The sequence below is a fragment of the Shimia fortis genome, assembly GCF_040225985.1.
GTDB lineage: Bacteria > Pseudomonadota > Alphaproteobacteria > Rhodobacterales > Rhodobacteraceae > Shimia.
In genome coordinates, this window is sequence record NZ_JBBPEU010000005.1 from 17,814 (window position 1) to 32,746 (window position 14,933).

Below are 14,933 nucleotides of genomic sequence, written 5' to 3' on the forward strand. Positions count from 1 at the left end.
GTTGTTTGAAAAAGGCTAGCGCCTTTGAAATCTCTTGTGACGCTTGAAAAAAGAAATGCTTTGGATAATTTCAAATTATGCAAAATTTGTGGAAACATCTCGCCTCGCCTCGCCATCTTGTGGTTTTTGAAGCCGCAGCGCGATTGGGGTCCTTTACCAGGGCGGCGCAGGAACTGAACGTGCAACAGCCCGCTGTCAGTGCCTCAATCCGGCGGTTGGAACAGAGCCTTGGCGTTGCGCTTTTCGCGCGCAGTCATCGCAAGGTTTCGCTGACCTCGGTGGGGGAACGGCTGTTCGCAGATGTGACACATGCCTTTGAATACCTTGCCGAATCTGCCAACGCCATACGGCAGCGCACGCGGCCCGATTATGTCACGCTGAATGCGTCCACGGCCTTTAACAATTACTGGATCATGCCACGTCTTGCCGATTTACAGGCGCGCCATCCCGCAATTGATTTGCGTCTTCAATCGAGTGACCGCGAACCTGACATTGATGCCGAAAACATAAGTCTCGCCGTGCGTCGTGGTGCCGGTGACTGGCCTGGTTGCGAAAGCGCGTTGATCGCGGAAGAGGTGATATATCCGATTGCCTCGCCCAGCACCATGGCGGCGGCGGTCGATCTGCGCAGCCTGCCCAACCTGCTTCATCAACGCCTTATCCACCTTGAGGAACCGGTGCGCGAACGCCCAAGTTGGCGAGACTGGTTTGCCCATTTCGGCATTCGCAATATCGAGGCGAAAGGCGGTCTGCGCCTGAATGATTACGCTCTGGTGATCCAGGCTTGCATGGCTGGTGAGGGGTTCGCATTTGGCTGGCAACATGTGACGGATCGTTTGGTCGCGCAGGGCTTGCTGGCCGCGCGCAAGGAATGGCAATGGCGCACGGGCAAGGGATTTTACCTCGTTTGGTCCAAGAGCAAGGGCCTGTCGAACGAAGCTGTTCTGGTGCGGGATTGGATTTTGTCCTAGCGCAAGCTGTCACATTGAGATGCCGCTTTTGCGGTCGCACCCCACCTCCGCATGCAAGAAGCTCACCCGATAACCGGACAACCAAGCGTACGTTGAAGAGCTGCGACCAATTCTTCGACGGTCTCGGTTGTGACAAACAACCCGCCCGTTTCATCTGCAAGACAACGGGCTACGGTGGTTGTGTTTTCTGGGTCTTGCTCGGGGTTGTTCCACGCGAAAAAATCGACCTCGGCGCGAAATCCGATCACATGCACCGTCAGGTCACGGGCTGTCGCCTTGAGCGCAGATGCCATGTCGCAAGGCCGTCCGCCGCAGGTTTCGTTTCCATCGGTCAAAAGAACCACGACGCCCGCGTTGATGCGGTACTCAAGGGCCTCTGAGGCTTGGCGGACCGCTTCGGTCAGCGGTGTAAGACCATCGGGGCGCAGCGCCTCAACGGCGTCTATCACCGGACCGTCTGCGTTTTCAATCGGACCAAAACGGAGATCTAGGTTCTGACAAGCGCCATTTGGGCCCGGTCCATAAATCATAAGGCCCACCCTTCGATAGGGCGCAATGTCCGGCATCGCGCGACGGATCGCTTGTCGTGCTTCCACGATGCGGGTGTTGGGGCCGCTTTCAAAGCTGATCTCGTCCATGGACGCAGAGCCATCAAACACCAGCATGGCGTCGACAGAACAATCGCCGATCTGTGCCTCTGGAGCACTGGTGCCAAATGCAAGCGCACACGACGCAAGCAGACCAATCTTGAGCAGGGGTTTCATGGTTCCAGTTTGGCACCTGACCCGAGAGTTGTCCAAACAAAAGCAAATGCGGCCGCGTCCTGGCATCTTGTGTATATGGGGCTCGGGGGCTTACCGCAGACCTGCGGTCGCCTTTTGCATCGCGGTAATCAAGGCATCGCGTTACGCCGACAATTCTGCCTGCGGACGGCTGCGCGACTGGTCTTCCACACCGGCTATCAACTGCTGTGCCACTTGCCCGTCAAGATAGACTTGCCCAAGATCATCCCACCACCCGTTGAACGTGTCGGCAAAGTGGTCGCAGAAGGACTGTAGGCCATCTTCGCCCGCGCCAAGATTGAACAACATGGTCGGGCCCATCGCCGCCCAACGCAGGCCGGGGCCGGCCCAAACCGCCTTGTCCACATCTTCGACGCTGGCGACGCCTTCCAGCACAAGGCTGATCGCCTCGCGCCAGATTGTCGCTTGCAGACGGTTTGCGACATGTCCGTTCTTTTCCTTTTGAAGTCTGATCGTGATTTTTCCGACGGCCTAGTAAAAGCGCTGAGCGACCTCGACAACGCCTTCGGTTGTCTTGCCATTTCCAAGGATTTCGACCAGAGGAATAAGGTGCGGTGGGTTGAACGGGTGCCCTAAGGCAAAGCGCGCAGGGGTTTTCCAACCGCCCTGCATCTGGCTCAGCATAAACCCCGAGGCCGAGCTTGCGACGATCGCATCCGGTTCAAGAACCGGCTCAATCTCGGCAAAAGTCGCGTGTTTGATGGGCAATCGTTCGGGCACGTTCTCTTGCACGAGTCCCGCGCCCTTGACTGCCTCGGCCGCAGATCTGTGAAAGCTGATCGCATCCGAATTTCCGTCCTTTGTCAGCCCCAGTTCGGCCAGAGTCGGCCATGCAGTTTCAACATAATCCCGGACGCGTGTTTCAATGTCGGGCGCAGGATCGAATACAGCAACAGACCGACCCGATGCGAGAAAAAGCGCCGTCCAACTTGCGCCAATGACCCCGCCGCCAAGGCAGGCTGTGTGTTGAAAAACCATCAGAACAATCCCGGGTTAAGAGGGGAGGCTGCCGTCATGCCGCCATACACGGTAAAGCATTCGCCGGTCACATAGGCCGATTGATCCGAGGTCAGCCACGTCACCATATCTGCAATGTCGTTGGGCGTTCCAAAGCGTCCGACTGGATGGCGCGAGAGGGCGTCCACCATTGCCGCGTCGGGGCTTTTTGCAAGCGCAAAAGCATCCTCGGCCATCTCGGTCATGATCCAGCCCGGTCGGATTGCGTTGCAACGCACCTTGGGCCCGTGATCGACAGCGATCGAGCGTGTCAGCCCATGAACCCACGCCTTGGACGCGTTATAGAGCGCCATGGACGGGTCTGATACCATGCCGGAAATCGAGCCGATATTGATAATGTTGCCGCCGTGTTCAGTCATGTCCGCCAGTGCGGCGCGGCACATGTTGAACACACCTTTACAATTGACGTTCATCACAAGGTCCCAGTCGTTGTCCTCGCTCTCGGCGACGGTCTTCTCAATCTGAACACCAGCGTTGTTGACCAACACTGATACCCGCCCAAAAACACTTTTGGCCTCTTGGACGAGCATTTCTGCATCACCGGTAAATGAGACATCCGCCTGAACCCAGTACGCGGCTACGTTCAAATCATCAGGCCGTGTGCCGCGCCCGCAGGTCGCAACGTTGTAACCCTCGATCAGCAACCGGTCGACAATCGCGCGTCCGATGCCCCGGCTGCTGCCCATCACGATGGCTGTCGGTTTATCCATGGGCCACCATCACATGTCTGACCGAGGTATAGGCATCCAGCGCATAGACCCTCATGTCGCAGCCTGTTCTCGATCCTTTCATCGCGGCCCAGGGCATTTCGGGTGTGCCGACCCCATGCGTGTTGACCCATGTAAAGCCATAGTGCAGGCGGCTTGTTAACTGCATGGCCCGGCCGACATTCGCGGTCCAGACCGAAGACGCCAAGCCGTAGCGTCCCGTGTTGGCGGTTTTCAAAGCGTCTTCCGCATCGGAAAAGCGCGACAGCGTAACCACTGACCCAAGACCTCATGCGTCGCAACCTCAGCGTCATTGGCCACATTGGCCAGAACAGTCGGCTGATAGAAGAACCCCTCACGATCCCCTGCAGCGCCACCTGTGACAACCTCGCAGGCGCCACTGGCGCGGTTGACAAAGGCGGCCACTCTTTCGCGTTGGGCTGTCGACACAATCGGCCCCATCTCGGTGCCTTCCTCGCGTTGCGTCCCGACCAGGATTTCCTTGACCTGCGCTTCGATCGCGGCCACCAGCTTGTCATAAACCCCGTCCTGCGCCATCACGCGGCAGGGTTGGGCACAGTCCTGCCCCGCGTTGAAGAAGCTGCCATACCGGATGGTTTCGGCCACCGCGTTGATATCGGCATCGTCAAAGACGATCACCGGGGCCTTGCCACCCAGGTCCAAGTGGACATGGCGGATTTGTTCACCTGCCGCCCGCATAGGCCGCCATGCCTGTGGCCGGGCTGCCAGTGACGGTGACTGCCTCCATCTGAGGGCTATTGATCAGCTGATCGCCAATCGTGGGCCCGTGCCCGTGGATCACGTTCAACACGCCCTTGGGCAGGATCTCATTTAGCAACTCTGCCGCCCGCAAAGTCGAGAGTGGCGTCACTTCCGAGGGTTTAAGGACAACGCTACACCCAGCCGCAATCGGTGCGGCGAGCTTCCATGCCGCCATCATCAGTGGATAATTCCATGGTGCAATCGCGGCAACCGGCCCGACTGGGTCGCGCCGGATCATGCTGGTGTGGCCTTCGACATACTCACCCTCGGCAGACCCCGTCATGGTCCGCGCCGCGCCTGCAAAGAACCGGAATGTATCGATGGTCAGAGGCATCTCGTCATCGCGGGCAGAGGGCCACGGTTTGCCGACGTCAAGGCTTTCCAGTTTTGCCAACTCGTCCTGATGGGCCTCAAGGCAATCCGCAATCCCGAGCAGAAACGCCGCACGATCCGCAGGCGGGCTGCGCGAGAAGGTTTCAGCAGCCTCTTCTGCGCTGCGCACAGCGGCTCGACCTGGTCTGCGCTGGCCTCGTTCACCTGTGCGATTTCCGCTCCGGTTGCAGGGTCAATTACCGGCAAAGCCTCGCCGTTGCCCGCCACCAGTTCTCCGTTGATCAGCATCTTTGTTTGCATGTTCTTTTCCTCTCAGAACGCGACCTGATCGCTACCCTTCAACCCGAGGCGCACCCGCGCCTCGGCCGGAGCGGCCACCTTCAGCCCCAGGTTTTCGATGATGTTGCGAATTTTGCTGACTTGCTGCGCGCTCGATACGGCCTTTCACCTGGGGCGATATAGAGGCTGTCCTCAAGACCCACCCGTTCGTTGCCGCCTAGCAGTGCACTCTGTGTGCTGAAGGGCATTTGATGCCGTCCGGCGGCCAGCACGGACCATTCGTAGTCATCTCCAAACAGTTTGTTTGCGATGGTGTGTATGTGCATCAGATTGTCGAGATCGGCCCCGACCCCGCCCAAAATACCATAAACCATCTGCACAAAGATCGGCCCTTGCAGCCAGCCCTGATCAATAATCCACGCAAGGTTATAGAGATGCCCCAGAGCATAGCATTCGAAATCGAACCGCGTGCCGTGACCTTCGCCAAGTTCTTTCAGCGCGTATTCAATTTCGGTGAACGTGTTGCGGAAGATAAAGTCGCGGGTCATGTTCAGGAATTCGGGCTCCCAAGCGTGCTTCCAGTTTGAATACTTGTCGAGCATTGGGAAAATGCCAAAGTTCATGGATCCCATATTCATGCTCGCCATTTCGAGGCTGGCCCGCAGCGCCGCACGCAAGCGTTCCTCGCGCGACATGCCCAGCCCGCCACCGGTCGAGACATTCCTCACCGCATCCGTTGCCTGTTTGATACGGGGAAGGAAACCCATGAACAGGTCCGGATCGGGGTCGGGTTTGCCGGTTTCCGGGTCCCGCGCATGCAGGTGAATGATCGACGCCCCAGCCTTGGCCGCCGCGATGCTGGCGATTGCGATCTCGGTGGGCGTGACCGGCAGGTGCTCCGACATCGTCGGCGTATGAATGCCACCGGTCGGCGCGCAGGTGATGATGACTGGTTTGCTCATGTCTGCTTCGCCTCCAGCTTGCCTAGATACTTTCCGGCCCGTCTGGCCACGGATTTGCGTGGTTCATCCGAAAGTCGGCTCAGATGCGGAAGCAACCAATCCTTCAGCGCGTCGTAGTCATTTGCAAGTGTCGCGAGATACTCGATGGAATTGTTCAATACGATCCAGTCGGAATGGACTTCGAGGTTCCGCTTTACCAGACCAACGGCGCGGGCCCTTTGCATTTCTGACATCTCTGCATGGGCGCCTTCAAATAACTTTGGCAGTGTCCATTGAGCTGAGGCCTGATCCAACGCGCCGATCTCTTCGATCAGTTTGTCAATCAATGGAACGATCAGGTCCGGTTGCCGGGCCTGAACCCTTCGCAGGGCGTTCGAAACCCGCAAACGTACGACCCCGTCTTGGCTTTTGTAACAGCCCAAAAGCTCGTCCATGCGGGTGGGGACTGCGAGCACTGTCTCAACTACCTCGATCGTACGACCAAGTGAATTTGGATGGCCACCCGACAGCATGCGTTCAAAATCTTCGCTCATGCGCGATCCAGCAGGGTACCCTGCGTCCTCCGCTTGTTCATTGTAAAGACTGTGAACTGAGTAAAGACTGTGAACTGACCCAAGTCCGACGCGTGGGTTTCGGGCGCTGCAGCTCTAAGTACACCCCAGATGCCTGTCACGGAGTTGCGTGTGGCCTGTTCTGTCGTGCGAAACTTCATGTGCTGACTCTTCTGCTTGCTCAGAGTTTCATCTGCTGAACTTGTGCCGACAGTCCGCCATCCAACACCCAAAGCTGCCCGCTGGCATAGCGAGCTTCGTCCGAAGCAAGCCAGTTCACGAGGTTCGCAATATCCTCGGGTGTGCCATAAGTCCGCATCGGGTGCACATCCCGCACCGCCTGTTGCAACTGGTCGATGGTCTTGCCACCCGCGCCCGATCCATCGCCGGTAAAAAAGCTCTGGAGCATCGGCGTGTCGATATAGCCGGGGCAAATCGCGTTCACACGAATGCCTTCGGGCCCATGATCGCACGCCATCGCGCGGGTCAACGCATGAACGGCTCCCTTCGTCGCACAATAAGCCGCCAGCCCCGGATCGGCGATAGAGCCGTCATAGCTGCCGAAGTTGATCAGGCTGGCCGTTGTACCAAATGCCGCTGCCTGTCTCATTAGGGGCAGGGCATATTTTGACGTCAGGAAGGTGCCCGTACAGTTGACTGCGAAACTCTGGTTCCATTCGTCAAGGGTTGTGTCCTCGATGTTTTTTTTCAATTTCGCTGCCAGCAGCATTGACGAGGATATCCAACTTGCCAAAGTCCCTTTACACCTGATCCATGGCCGATTTCACTGATGCCTCATCGGCCACGTTCATCGCAATGAAGCGGCTGTCATGATCGGATGCGTCGGCAAGAGAACCCTGACTGGTCAGGTCTGCCGCATAGACAGTCGCCCCTTCGCACAGAAAGCGCGCGACGATTGCCCTGCCAATGCCGCCGCGACCGCCGGTAACCATGGCAATTTTTCCTTCGAGTTTCATCCTATGCCTCCTTCAGGGGTGGAAACCTGTAACGGTCCGCGGCTTCGGTCCAATCCATGTGGTTGCGCACATACTGCTGACTTGCGTCTGATGGCGGGTTGTACCCAGTGTTCTCCGGACCCCGTCGCCATTGCCGCGTGCAGGGCGCGACGGGATTTCTGGGTTGCGATCACGTCAGCACGCAGTATCTCGCCGTCCCAGCGCGCTTTGACTTCGGCTTCGAACGCGGCTGCCGCCTCTGCATATTCAGGATCAGCGGCAATGTTGGTTCTTTCTGCGGGATCCTTCGAAAGGTCATACATCTGGGGCGGGTCCACATCGCAGTGGATGTATTTCAAGGCGCCGCGCCGGATCATGACCACAGGATAGGGAGTCATCTCGGCGCAGTATTCGCCAATGGCTTCATCCACAGGGTCAGCTTCACCCCGCGCTAAGGGCAACAGCGAACGTCCGTCTATGATGTCGCCCAGCATATCGAGCGATCCTTCTGCGGCATCAATGAAGGTCGGCAACAGGTCAAGCAGCGAACAGGCGTTCTGGGCTGTGCCCTGCGCAATGCCCGGCCCGGCCATGATCCGTGGGACAAGCGCCGACTGTTCGAAGAAATTCATTTTGTACCACAACCCGCGCTCTCCCAGCATGTCGCCATGGTTGGCTGTGACAATCAGGCTCGTGTTGTTCAGTTCCCCGATATCCTCGAGTGTTCTGACGATTTCACCCAGCTTGCTGTCGAAATAGCTGACATTCGCCAAGTCGGCACGGCGCGCGCGGCAGACCTCCTCTTCAGTCAGTGGCACATGGTTTGCCTCGATCCCGTCCATGACCCGGCGCGAGAACGGATCCTGGTCTTCGGAGGGCAGAGTGAAGGCAGGCATGTCAATCTCTGCATCCTCATAAAGGTTCCACCATTCAGGCTGTGCGACATAGGGGTCATGGGGATGGATGAAGCTGGCCACCAAGGCAAAAGGCGTTTCCGCGCCATGTGCACGGTCTCGTCCCCTGTCGATCAACCACATGCGCGCAGCAAAGCTGACTTCGTCGTCATAGTCGGTCTGGAAAGTCGCCACGGCAACGCCGCTTTCCTTGACCGTTTGCATGTTGTGATACCACTTATCGATCCGTTCATCATGGGCTTCCCAATCTGGAGTCCATGCGAAATCCGCGGGGTAAACGTCGGTGGTTACACGATCCTGGAAGCCATGTTTCTGGTCTGGCCCGACAAAATGCATTTTGCCGGACAGGCAGGTGCGATACCCGAGTATCTGAAGATAGTGGGCAAATGTCGGCACGGTTGCTCGAAACTCGGAGGCGTTGTCATAGGCGGCGATCCGACTGATTAACTGACCAGACATGATGGAAAACCGCGAAGGGGCACAAAGCGGCGAGTTGCAATAGGCCGCGTCAAAGCGCATACCACGGGCCACAAGCGCATCCACATGCGGGGTTTTTGCGATAGGGTGCCCGTAAGCCCCGCAATAGTGCGGCGCCAGTTGGTCGGCCATGACAACCAAGATATTCGGTTTTTGAGACGTTCCTTTTTCCTGCGTTTGATGAGTGACTGTGACACGAGATGTCAGCCTATCGGGGGGGGCTCGAAGCTCATCGGTTTGCAGGGAAGGGCGCTTGTCATTGCGCCGCCAGTTTGTAGGCGTCCAGAACAAGACCGTGGAAATGATGCACCGCATGTTCCGACATGCCAGACCCGTCAGGGTCATTGACGATACAGCCCGAGTCGAAGGCTGCTGTGCTCATGCCCTTTTGCACGCTTTCAACGATGGCAATGTCTTCAGCTTGTAGCACTTCGTCGAGATAACGGATGGACTCGACCTCTGACTCGTTAGGTTCCTTGGTTTCCAGAAAGAAATCATAGGTTTCCAGTGTGCGATCCGGACCTGCGGGAATAATGTTCAGGATGGTCATGCTCGATCGGCCCGGATAGCGCATGATGCAGGTGTTGGGCTAAAGCCACCACACTGCATGGGTTTTTACCGTCGCGTTGGACACATCATAGGCGCTGTTCGCGGCGTTTCCGGCATCCGCCACATGACTGGAATAAATGCCATGTGTGGTCACCCTGTACGTGTCCATCTCGATGAGCGTGCAGAAATCCTTGTGCGCCGACGGGCAATGATAGCATTCGAGGAAGTTGTCGACGACGTTCTTCCAGTTGGATTCGATATCATAGGTCAGACGGTGGGCAAAAGTCAGGTCCCCGATATCCGGGGCCCAAAATGTGATCTCCGTTTCCAGATCACTAGACAATTCCGCAAGCGGTTTTGCCGTGTTGTCGAGGTTTACATAGATGAAGCCGCAGAATTCCTCGTCCTTTACCTGATGCAGGCAAATCTGTCCGGGGTCGAAGTTTTCGAGGTTTTCAGTATGCGGTGCCCGCACCAGTTGGCCGTTAAGTTTGTAAACCCAGGCGTGATAGGGACACATGATGCGCGTGGTGTTGCCCTCACCCGAAAGCAGTTCGTGCGCACGGTGTTTGCAGACATTGTAAAAGGCCCGAAGCACGCCTTCGCGGTCTCGTACGATGGCTATCGGCTGGTCTGCAATCTCGACCGTGACATAGCTGCCCGGCTCGCGCAGCTTTTCTACGTGGCAAACCCATTGCCAGGTTTTGGCAATGATTTCTTTGAGGTCGATGTTGTACCACATCGCGTCGGTATAGGCTTCGGCCCGCAGCGAAAGAGATGCCGATGCGTTTTCATCATAGCCTTGGGCAATGTCTTCAAATTGTTTGGGAGTGGGCTGTTTTGTGCGCAGGTAGCCATCTAGTTAACTTTTTTCGCCCTCTGGTGCGGAAGGTTTGTTTTTGCGGTGCATCGGCCATGCACGGAATTCGACGGGTACTCGCCCTTCGACCCGGTCACTGCGGGGTGACAAACCAAAGCGTTGACGATAGGCCCGGCTGAAATGCACCTGGCTGGCAAATCCCGCGGCGATCGCCACTTCGGCGAGCGGCATCTCGGTCTGCGTGACCAGCCCGCGTGCCCTGTCGAGACGGATATCGCGGTAGTAGAGCGTCGGAGAATTGTTCACATAACGTGTGAACAACCGGTTCAATTGTCTCTGGGACAGTCCAATTGTCCTGCTGATTTCGGGGATTGATAGCGGTTGTTCCAGGTTCCGTTCCATCAACGTAATCGCGCGTTTCACACTGTCTGGTGCAAGTTGCCCCAGAGGTTCCACGTTACCTGGGCTTTGCAGGGCACCAAGGGGCCTGACGCTCTGATGAAACACATAGCGCGCGGCCGCATTGGCAAGCGTATTCCCGTGTATCCCCAAAATGATGTGCAGTGCGAAATCAACCGACGCAGCACCACCACAGCAGGTGATCCAGGGCCATCGAATACAAACAGTTCTTCGCTGGGCACGACATCGGGGTACATCTCGATCAGTGCGTCGATATGTTCATGATGCACTGTCGCCCTTCGGTCCTTCAGCAGCCCCGCCCGGGCCAGAATAAAAGCGCCGGTATCCAGCGCGCCGAGCGTTCTTCCTTGCCGCGCCCAGCGCCAAAGGGCGGCTTGCATGGATGGAGTGTTATGCGTTTCGGGCGTCCAACTGGACGACACGATGACAATGTCGAAGCTCAGGTTCTGCACCTCTGACATCGGGCGTGTCTGCAGCGTTACGCCGTTGCTCGCCGTGCAGAGCCCCCCTTCTGGCGAGGCAAGGGTCCATTTGTAACATGTGCGCCCGTCCAGATAGTTTGCCGCGCGAAATGGATCCAGAAAGCCCACCGTGGCCACCAAGTTGAAGTTCGGCGTCACAATAATCAGAAGTTCTAGAACTTTTTAGGCACTCTCCTTCATCAGGAAGACCAGCGTAGGCAAAGGTCGCCGGAATGCAAGAATGCAAACAGGTGTCGCTGTTCCAACGTTTCATACTTTGCGGAAAAGGCCGGTATGTTATCGAATGAATAAATATCGCGTGAGGTTACGGACGCTGCGCGGTCGTGACGTGCCTGCAGCCTTGCATTTAAGAGTAGAACTCCTCAGGTTGTTCTCTGACCCGACCACCGCATTCACCGATCACACGGAGACCTTGATGGCTAACCTGTTTCAAATGGCCCGAACAGTCGCTCTAAGTTGCGCATTTGCGCTGCCTGCAGGTCTGTCATTGGCCGATGCAAAAAAGGTGTACTGGCAGGATTTGATGGTCGCTGCAGAACCGATCGAAAACCCGTTTGCCAAACTGGAGACGGAGCAACTTCAGAGACTCGCAAGGCTCTTGCGATACGAGACAGAACAACCCGGTGTGCTGGATGTTGAGATCAAAGAAGAAATAAAGACTCTGAGGTCCGGCCTGGCCGCCGAAGGGCTGGATGTCGACTGGCTTTTCGAACAGCGCCTGATTATCATGGCGGCTAACGAAAAGGCGAATACGCAGCCGAACGAAGAATTGGTTGGCAAAGAGATCAAACTGGCAGGATATGTCCTGCCGCTGGAATTCAATGGCCTCAGAGCGACAGAATTCCTGCTGGTCCCAACGGTTGGCGCCTGTATCCATGTGCCACCACCCCCTGCCAACCAGATGGTGTATGTGACCTATCCCAAGGGTGTCGAACTGACCGGCCTTTATGACCCGGTCTGGATCGAAGGGCCGCTGGAATCCGAAATCCTGAACCATGACATCACCTATTCGGATGGTGCAGGTGAAGTGACGGTGAGCTACAAAATGGTGGCCGATTCCGTGCTGGAATACAGCCAGTAACGCGCGACCGACGGAGACCTGGTTGTTTAGGCTGCATGTGCGCGCCTTTAAAACCATAGCCATTTGACGTGCCCCGAGGAACGGGCTATCCCGCCGTTCTTGTTTAAGTACGGAGCAGGACATGGGACGCAAGCGCAAAGGGCGTGATATCTCGGGGTGGCTGATCGTTGACAAGCCGGCCGGCATGACGTCGACCTCGGTCGTCAACAAGGTCCGCTGGGCCATGGATGCGAAAAAGGCTGGTCACGCCGGCACGCTGGATCCTGATGCCACGGGCGTTCTGGCTGTCGCGTTGGGAGAGGCCACAAAGACGGTGCCCTACATCACCGATGCGCTGAAATGCTACGAATTCACCGTCCGGTTGGGACAGGCGACAAACACGGACGATGCCGAAGGTGAAGTGATCGCATCATCAGATATCCGCCCGTCGGACGAAGAGATCAAAGGCGCGTTGGGCGCGTTCGTCGGAGATATCCAGCAGGTGCCCCCAAAGTTCAGCGCCGTAAAGATCGACGGACAACGCGCTTACAAACTCGCGCGGGACGGGGAGGATGTGGAAATCGCGGCACGTTCCCTTTGGGTCGAGTCGCTGGTCATGCTGGACCGCGAAGACGAGGATCATGTCCTTCTGGAACTGGTCTGCGGCAAAGGCGGCTATGTACGCTCCGTCGCGCGGGACCTAGGCGAAGTGCTGGGCTGCTATGGACATGTCCGCGAGCTGAGGCGCGTGTGGTCGGGGCCGTTTGTGGCCTCGGAAGGTGTATCGATTGAACAGATCGACGAGCTGGCAAAAACCACGCAGCTTGATGAATTTCTGTATCCCCTCGAAGTCGCGCTGGACGACTTGCCCGAGGTGAAATGCACCTCAGAGGGTGCGGTGCGGCTGCGCAACGGTAACCCGGGCATGGTCATCGCCCACGATGTAGATTATGGCGACGAGGCTTGGGCCTCTTTCGAAGGGCAAGCTGTGGCGGTGGGTGTTTTCAAGTCGGGTGAGTTGCACCCCAATCGTGTCTTTGTCCTGCCAGAGTAATGTCGGCCGACAAACGGTCCGGAAAGCCCATGATACGCAAGGAATTTCAAAAAGGTGATGCGGCCTCGTATGCGGAGTATTCCGCATGCGGCACGTATCGCTATTCCTTGACCCGCCTCTGGGACGAGGCTGCACCACGTGTCGCCTTTGTAATGCTGAACCCTTCGAAAGCGACCGAACGGGATAACGACCCTACCATTGAACGCTGCGAACGGCGCGCGCGGGCATTGGGGTTCGGAGGATTTCGGGCGGTGAACATCTTTGCTCTGCGCGAAACGGACCCTGCGAAACTGCGCAAACATCCGGCACCCGAAGGTGAAGAAAACGCCGACGCCGTCCTTGCGGCATGTGACTGGGCGGATCAGGTGATCGCGGCCTGGGGCGCGCATGGCGACCTTCACGGACAGGGGACACGGGTTCGCGACATGCTGTTTCGCACGGGAAGGCCGATCCATTGTCTCGGGGTCACAAAGCACGGGCATCCGCGGCATCCGCTATATATCGCCTATGCGCAACATCCCGTGCTCTGGAATATGGCGGGCAAGACCTGTTAACCAACTGAATCAAAACTGCTTTACCTATATGCTCCGCCACGTCCTTATTCCGTGGGGCGTTTTGTGGAGTGGTGTTATGTTGATGTTTGCGGGTTTGTTGGGCCTGATGGCGGCGGGTGCGGCCGCAATGGTTGTCTTTGATGATGACACGTCTCAGGTCGAAGACGATCAGATGGGCGCGCAGCGGGAAGAGGCCGAGCCCCTCTCGGAAGAAGAAGCCGCCCAAAACCTTGTTGATTTGGTTGAGGGCGGTTCAGAGCCCACCGCAGATTTGTCGATCGGAGTCGAACAGGAAGACCTGATGGCCGATGAGGCAGAAAACCAGATCATCGGCGGTACAGGGCAAGCAGATGACATCGACGGCGGTGCCGGGCATGACCAGATCAATGGATATGCCGGCAATGACACATTGGAAGGTTTGGTAGGCGAAGATCACCTTTATGGCGACGCGGGCGCGGATGTTTTGTCTGGTGGGGGGGATGCCGACATTCTGCACGGCGAGTCCGACAATGACACCTTGCTTGGAGGAGAGGGGAATGACTCGTTATTCGGGCATTTCGGTGCGGATGTGCTGGACGGGCAAACGGGTGCGGACTCGCTGCACGGTGGTTTCGGGGACGACACCTTGGACGGTGGCGCAGACGCAGATGCGCTGCATGGTGGGTATGATGATGACCTTCTGAGCGGGGGCGAAGGTGAAGACACCTTGTTTGGCGGCGAAGGTGACGACCTCCTGTATGATGGGGATGCTCAAGTGGATTTCCTGAATGGTGGTGACGGAGATGATACCATTATCGCCGGACAGTCGGACATCCTGACCGGCGGCAGCGGGCAGGACAGCTTTTGCCTGGCCGACTGGCAATCCGGCGGAGAAAGCGTCATCATCATGGATTTCAACGTGGAAGAGGACCAGTTGGTCTTTCTTAAGGACGACATAGAAGACGACAACCCCACCTTCGAAATTGAACAGGATCGGGATAGACCCAACCAGAGCCGTGTGTTCCTTGACGGCGAGCAGGTTGCACTGATTAACAGCATTGGGGAGTTCTCGGCAGAAAACATCAGTTACGCACCCAACCAGATCCTTGATCATGTTGGGCCGGTGCGCTCTTGATGGGCGATTACCGCTTCCAATTCTTGTGAAACTGCCCTATACGCCCCCATCCGATCCGGGAATCTCTTGGGCGGATATCTCCACGGACCTTGCTGGACGACATCCCGGCTTGTGCCCTTAACCTTCA

18 protein-coding genes and 2 pseudogenes are annotated in these 14,933 nt (G+C 57.2%); 5 read left to right on the forward strand and 15 right to left on the reverse strand.

The window, feature by feature from the left end:
* Positions 1–77: 77 nt before the first annotated feature.
* On the forward strand, positions 78–971 hold the full coding sequence (locus tag WNE31_RS09340) for a LysR substrate-binding domain-containing protein (RefSeq protein ID WP_349979480.1): 894 nt from the start codon (positions 78–80) through the stop codon (positions 969–971).
* 62 nt (positions 972–1,033) lie between these two features.
* On the opposite strand, the gene WNE31_RS09345 is transcribed toward WNE31_RS09340, so the two are convergent.
* The 15 genes and pseudogenes from WNE31_RS09345 to WNE31_RS09420 all read right to left on the reverse strand — a co-directional run bounded on the left by WNE31_RS09345 (position 1,034) and on the right by WNE31_RS09420 (position 11,132).
* Positions 1,034–1,735, reverse strand: a complete 702-nt coding sequence (locus WNE31_RS09345) for a vWA domain-containing protein (protein WP_349979481.1) — start codon at positions 1,733–1,735, stop codon at positions 1,034–1,036.
* A gap of 141 nt (positions 1,736–1,876) precedes the next feature.
* Entirely contained in the window at positions 1,877–2,233 is a 357-nt protein-coding gene (locus WNE31_RS09350; RefSeq protein WP_349979715.1) for a 3-hydroxyacyl-CoA dehydrogenase family protein, read from the reverse strand.
* 12 nt (positions 2,234–2,245) lie between these two features.
* A complete protein-coding gene (locus WNE31_RS09355; protein ID WP_349979482.1) occupies positions 2,246–2,752 on the reverse strand; it encodes a 3-hydroxyacyl-CoA dehydrogenase NAD-binding domain-containing protein in 507 nt (168 codons plus the stop codon).
* Positions 2,752–3,501, reverse strand: coding sequence for an SDR family NAD(P)-dependent oxidoreductase (locus WNE31_RS09360; protein ID WP_349979483.1), 750 nt, complete (start codon positions 3,499–3,501; stop codon positions 2,752–2,754). Before WNE31_RS09360 ends, WNE31_RS09355 begins: the two co-directional genes overlap by 1 nt.
* Positions 3,494–4,218 (reverse strand): annotated as a pseudogene (locus tag WNE31_RS09365) (aldehyde dehydrogenase family protein). Before WNE31_RS09365 ends, WNE31_RS09360 begins: the two are co-directional and overlap by 8 nt.
* Positions 4,202–4,783 (reverse strand): aldehyde dehydrogenase family protein, encoded by a 582-nt coding sequence (locus WNE31_RS09370; protein ID WP_349979484.1) that lies wholly within the window; start codon positions 4,781–4,783, stop codon positions 4,202–4,204. The pseudogene WNE31_RS09365 and the gene WNE31_RS09370 overlap by 17 nt, the downstream one beginning before the upstream one ends.
* Before the next feature lie 143 nt (positions 4,784–4,926).
* Positions 4,927–5,855 (reverse strand): annotated as a pseudogene (kce, locus tag WNE31_RS09375) (3,5-dioxohexanoate:acetyl-CoA acetone transferase).
* Positions 5,852–6,388, reverse strand: a complete 537-nt coding sequence (locus WNE31_RS09380) for a hypothetical protein (protein ID WP_349979485.1) — start codon at positions 6,386–6,388, stop codon at positions 5,852–5,854. The pseudogene kce and the gene WNE31_RS09380 overlap by 4 nt, the downstream one beginning before the upstream one ends.
* A gap of 199 nt (positions 6,389–6,587) precedes the next feature.
* Complete coding sequence (locus tag WNE31_RS09385; RefSeq protein ID WP_349979486.1) at positions 6,588–7,118, reverse strand: SDR family NAD(P)-dependent oxidoreductase; 531 nt, start codon at positions 7,116–7,118, stop codon at positions 6,588–6,590.
* 49 nt (positions 7,119–7,167) lie between these two features.
* Positions 7,168–7,383: an SDR family NAD(P)-dependent oxidoreductase gene (locus tag WNE31_RS09390; protein WP_349979487.1), complete on the reverse strand. Its 216-nt coding sequence runs from the start codon at positions 7,381–7,383 to the stop codon at positions 7,168–7,170.
* A complete protein-coding gene (gene betC / locus WNE31_RS09400; protein ID WP_463407428.1) occupies positions 7,380–8,885 on the reverse strand; it encodes a choline-sulfatase in 1,506 nt (501 codons plus the stop codon). The genes WNE31_RS09390 and betC overlap by 4 nt, the downstream gene beginning before the upstream one ends.
* 124 nt (positions 8,886–9,009) lie before the next feature.
* Positions 9,010–9,330, reverse strand: coding sequence for an SRPBCC family protein (locus WNE31_RS09405; protein ID WP_349979718.1), 321 nt, complete (start codon positions 9,328–9,330; stop codon positions 9,010–9,012).
* Positions 9,331–9,342: 12 nt separating this feature from the next.
* Positions 9,343–10,044: an aromatic ring-hydroxylating oxygenase subunit alpha gene (locus WNE31_RS09410; protein ID WP_349979488.1), complete on the reverse strand. Its 702-nt coding sequence runs from the start codon at positions 10,042–10,044 to the stop codon at positions 9,343–9,345.
* Positions 10,045–10,164: 120 nt separating this feature from the next.
* Complete coding sequence (locus tag WNE31_RS09415; protein ID WP_349979489.1) at positions 10,165–10,545, reverse strand: helix-turn-helix domain-containing protein; 381 nt, start codon at positions 10,543–10,545, stop codon at positions 10,165–10,167.
* The gene (locus WNE31_RS09420; RefSeq protein WP_349979490.1) at positions 10,542–11,132 is read right to left on the reverse strand and encodes an AraC family transcriptional regulator; all 591 of its coding nucleotides are present in this window, start codon (positions 11,130–11,132) and stop codon (positions 10,542–10,544) included. The genes WNE31_RS09415 and WNE31_RS09420 overlap by 4 nt, the downstream gene beginning before the upstream one ends.
* Before the next feature lie 307 nt (positions 11,133–11,439).
* On the opposite strand from WNE31_RS09420, the gene WNE31_RS09425 reads away from it, so the two are divergent.
* The 4 genes from WNE31_RS09425 to WNE31_RS09440 all read left to right on the forward strand — a co-directional run bounded on the left by WNE31_RS09425 (position 11,440) and on the right by WNE31_RS09440 (position 14,806).
* The gene (locus WNE31_RS09425; RefSeq protein WP_349979491.1) at positions 11,440–12,105 is read left to right on the forward strand and encodes a DUF3299 domain-containing protein; all 666 of its coding nucleotides are present in this window, start codon (positions 11,440–11,442) and stop codon (positions 12,103–12,105) included.
* A 121-nt stretch (positions 12,106–12,226) separates the two neighbouring features.
* The gene (gene truB / locus WNE31_RS09430; protein WP_349979492.1) at positions 12,227–13,138 is read left to right on the forward strand and encodes a tRNA pseudouridine(55) synthase TruB; all 912 of its coding nucleotides are present in this window, start codon (positions 12,227–12,229) and stop codon (positions 13,136–13,138) included.
* Positions 13,139–13,167: 29 nt separating this feature from the next.
* Entirely contained in the window at positions 13,168–13,692 is a 525-nt protein-coding gene (locus WNE31_RS09435; protein WP_349979493.1) for a DUF1643 domain-containing protein, read from the forward strand.
* 76 nt (positions 13,693–13,768) lie between these two features.
* Entirely contained in the window at positions 13,769–14,806 is a 1,038-nt protein-coding gene (locus WNE31_RS09440) for a calcium-binding protein (RefSeq protein WP_349979494.1), read from the forward strand.
* The last annotated feature ends 127 nt before the right edge of the window (positions 14,807–14,933 follow it).

What these genes read in the sequence shown, in the direction of transcription:
- WNE31_RS09440 (WP_349979494.1), top strand. Translation starts at nt 13,769, where the DNA reads ATGTTGATGTTTGCGGGTTTGTTGGGCCTGATGGCGGCGGGTGCGGCC.
- WNE31_RS09345 (WP_349979481.1), bottom strand. Translation starts at nt 1,735, where the DNA reads ATGAAACCCCTGCTCAAGATTGGTCTGCTTGCGTCGTGTGCGCTTGCA.
- WNE31_RS09435 (WP_349979493.1), top strand. Translation starts at nt 13,168, where the DNA reads ATGATACGCAAGGAATTTCAAAAAGGTGATGCGGCCTCGTATGCGGAG.
- WNE31_RS09360 (WP_349979483.1), bottom strand. Translation starts at nt 3,501, where the DNA reads ATGGATAAACCGACAGCCATCGTGATGGGCAGCAGCCGGGGCATCGGA.
- WNE31_RS09425 (WP_349979491.1), top strand. Translation starts at nt 11,440, where the DNA reads ATGGCTAACCTGTTTCAAATGGCCCGAACAGTCGCTCTAAGTTGCGCA.
- betC (WP_463407428.1), bottom strand. Translation starts at nt 8,885, where the DNA reads ATGGCCGACCAACTGGCGCCGCACTATTGCGGGGCTTACGGGCACCCT.
- WNE31_RS09340 (WP_349979480.1), top strand. Translation starts at nt 78, where the DNA reads ATGCAAAATTTGTGGAAACATCTCGCCTCGCCTCGCCATCTTGTGGTT.
- WNE31_RS09355 (WP_349979482.1), bottom strand. Translation starts at nt 2,752, where the DNA reads ATGGTTTTTCAACACACAGCCTGCCTTGGCGGCGGGGTCATTGGCGCA.
- WNE31_RS09390 (WP_349979487.1), bottom strand. Translation starts at nt 7,383, where the DNA reads ATGAAACTCGAAGGAAAAATTGCCATGGTTACCGGCGGTCGCGGCGGC.
- WNE31_RS09410 (WP_349979488.1), bottom strand. Translation starts at nt 10,044, where the DNA reads ATGTGGTACAACATCGACCTCAAAGAAATCATTGCCAAAACCTGGCAA.
- WNE31_RS09380 (WP_349979485.1), bottom strand. Translation starts at nt 6,388, where the DNA reads ATGAGCGAAGATTTTGAACGCATGCTGTCGGGTGGCCATCCAAATTCA.
- truB (WP_349979492.1), top strand. Translation starts at nt 12,227, where the DNA reads ATGGGACGCAAGCGCAAAGGGCGTGATATCTCGGGGTGGCTGATCGTT.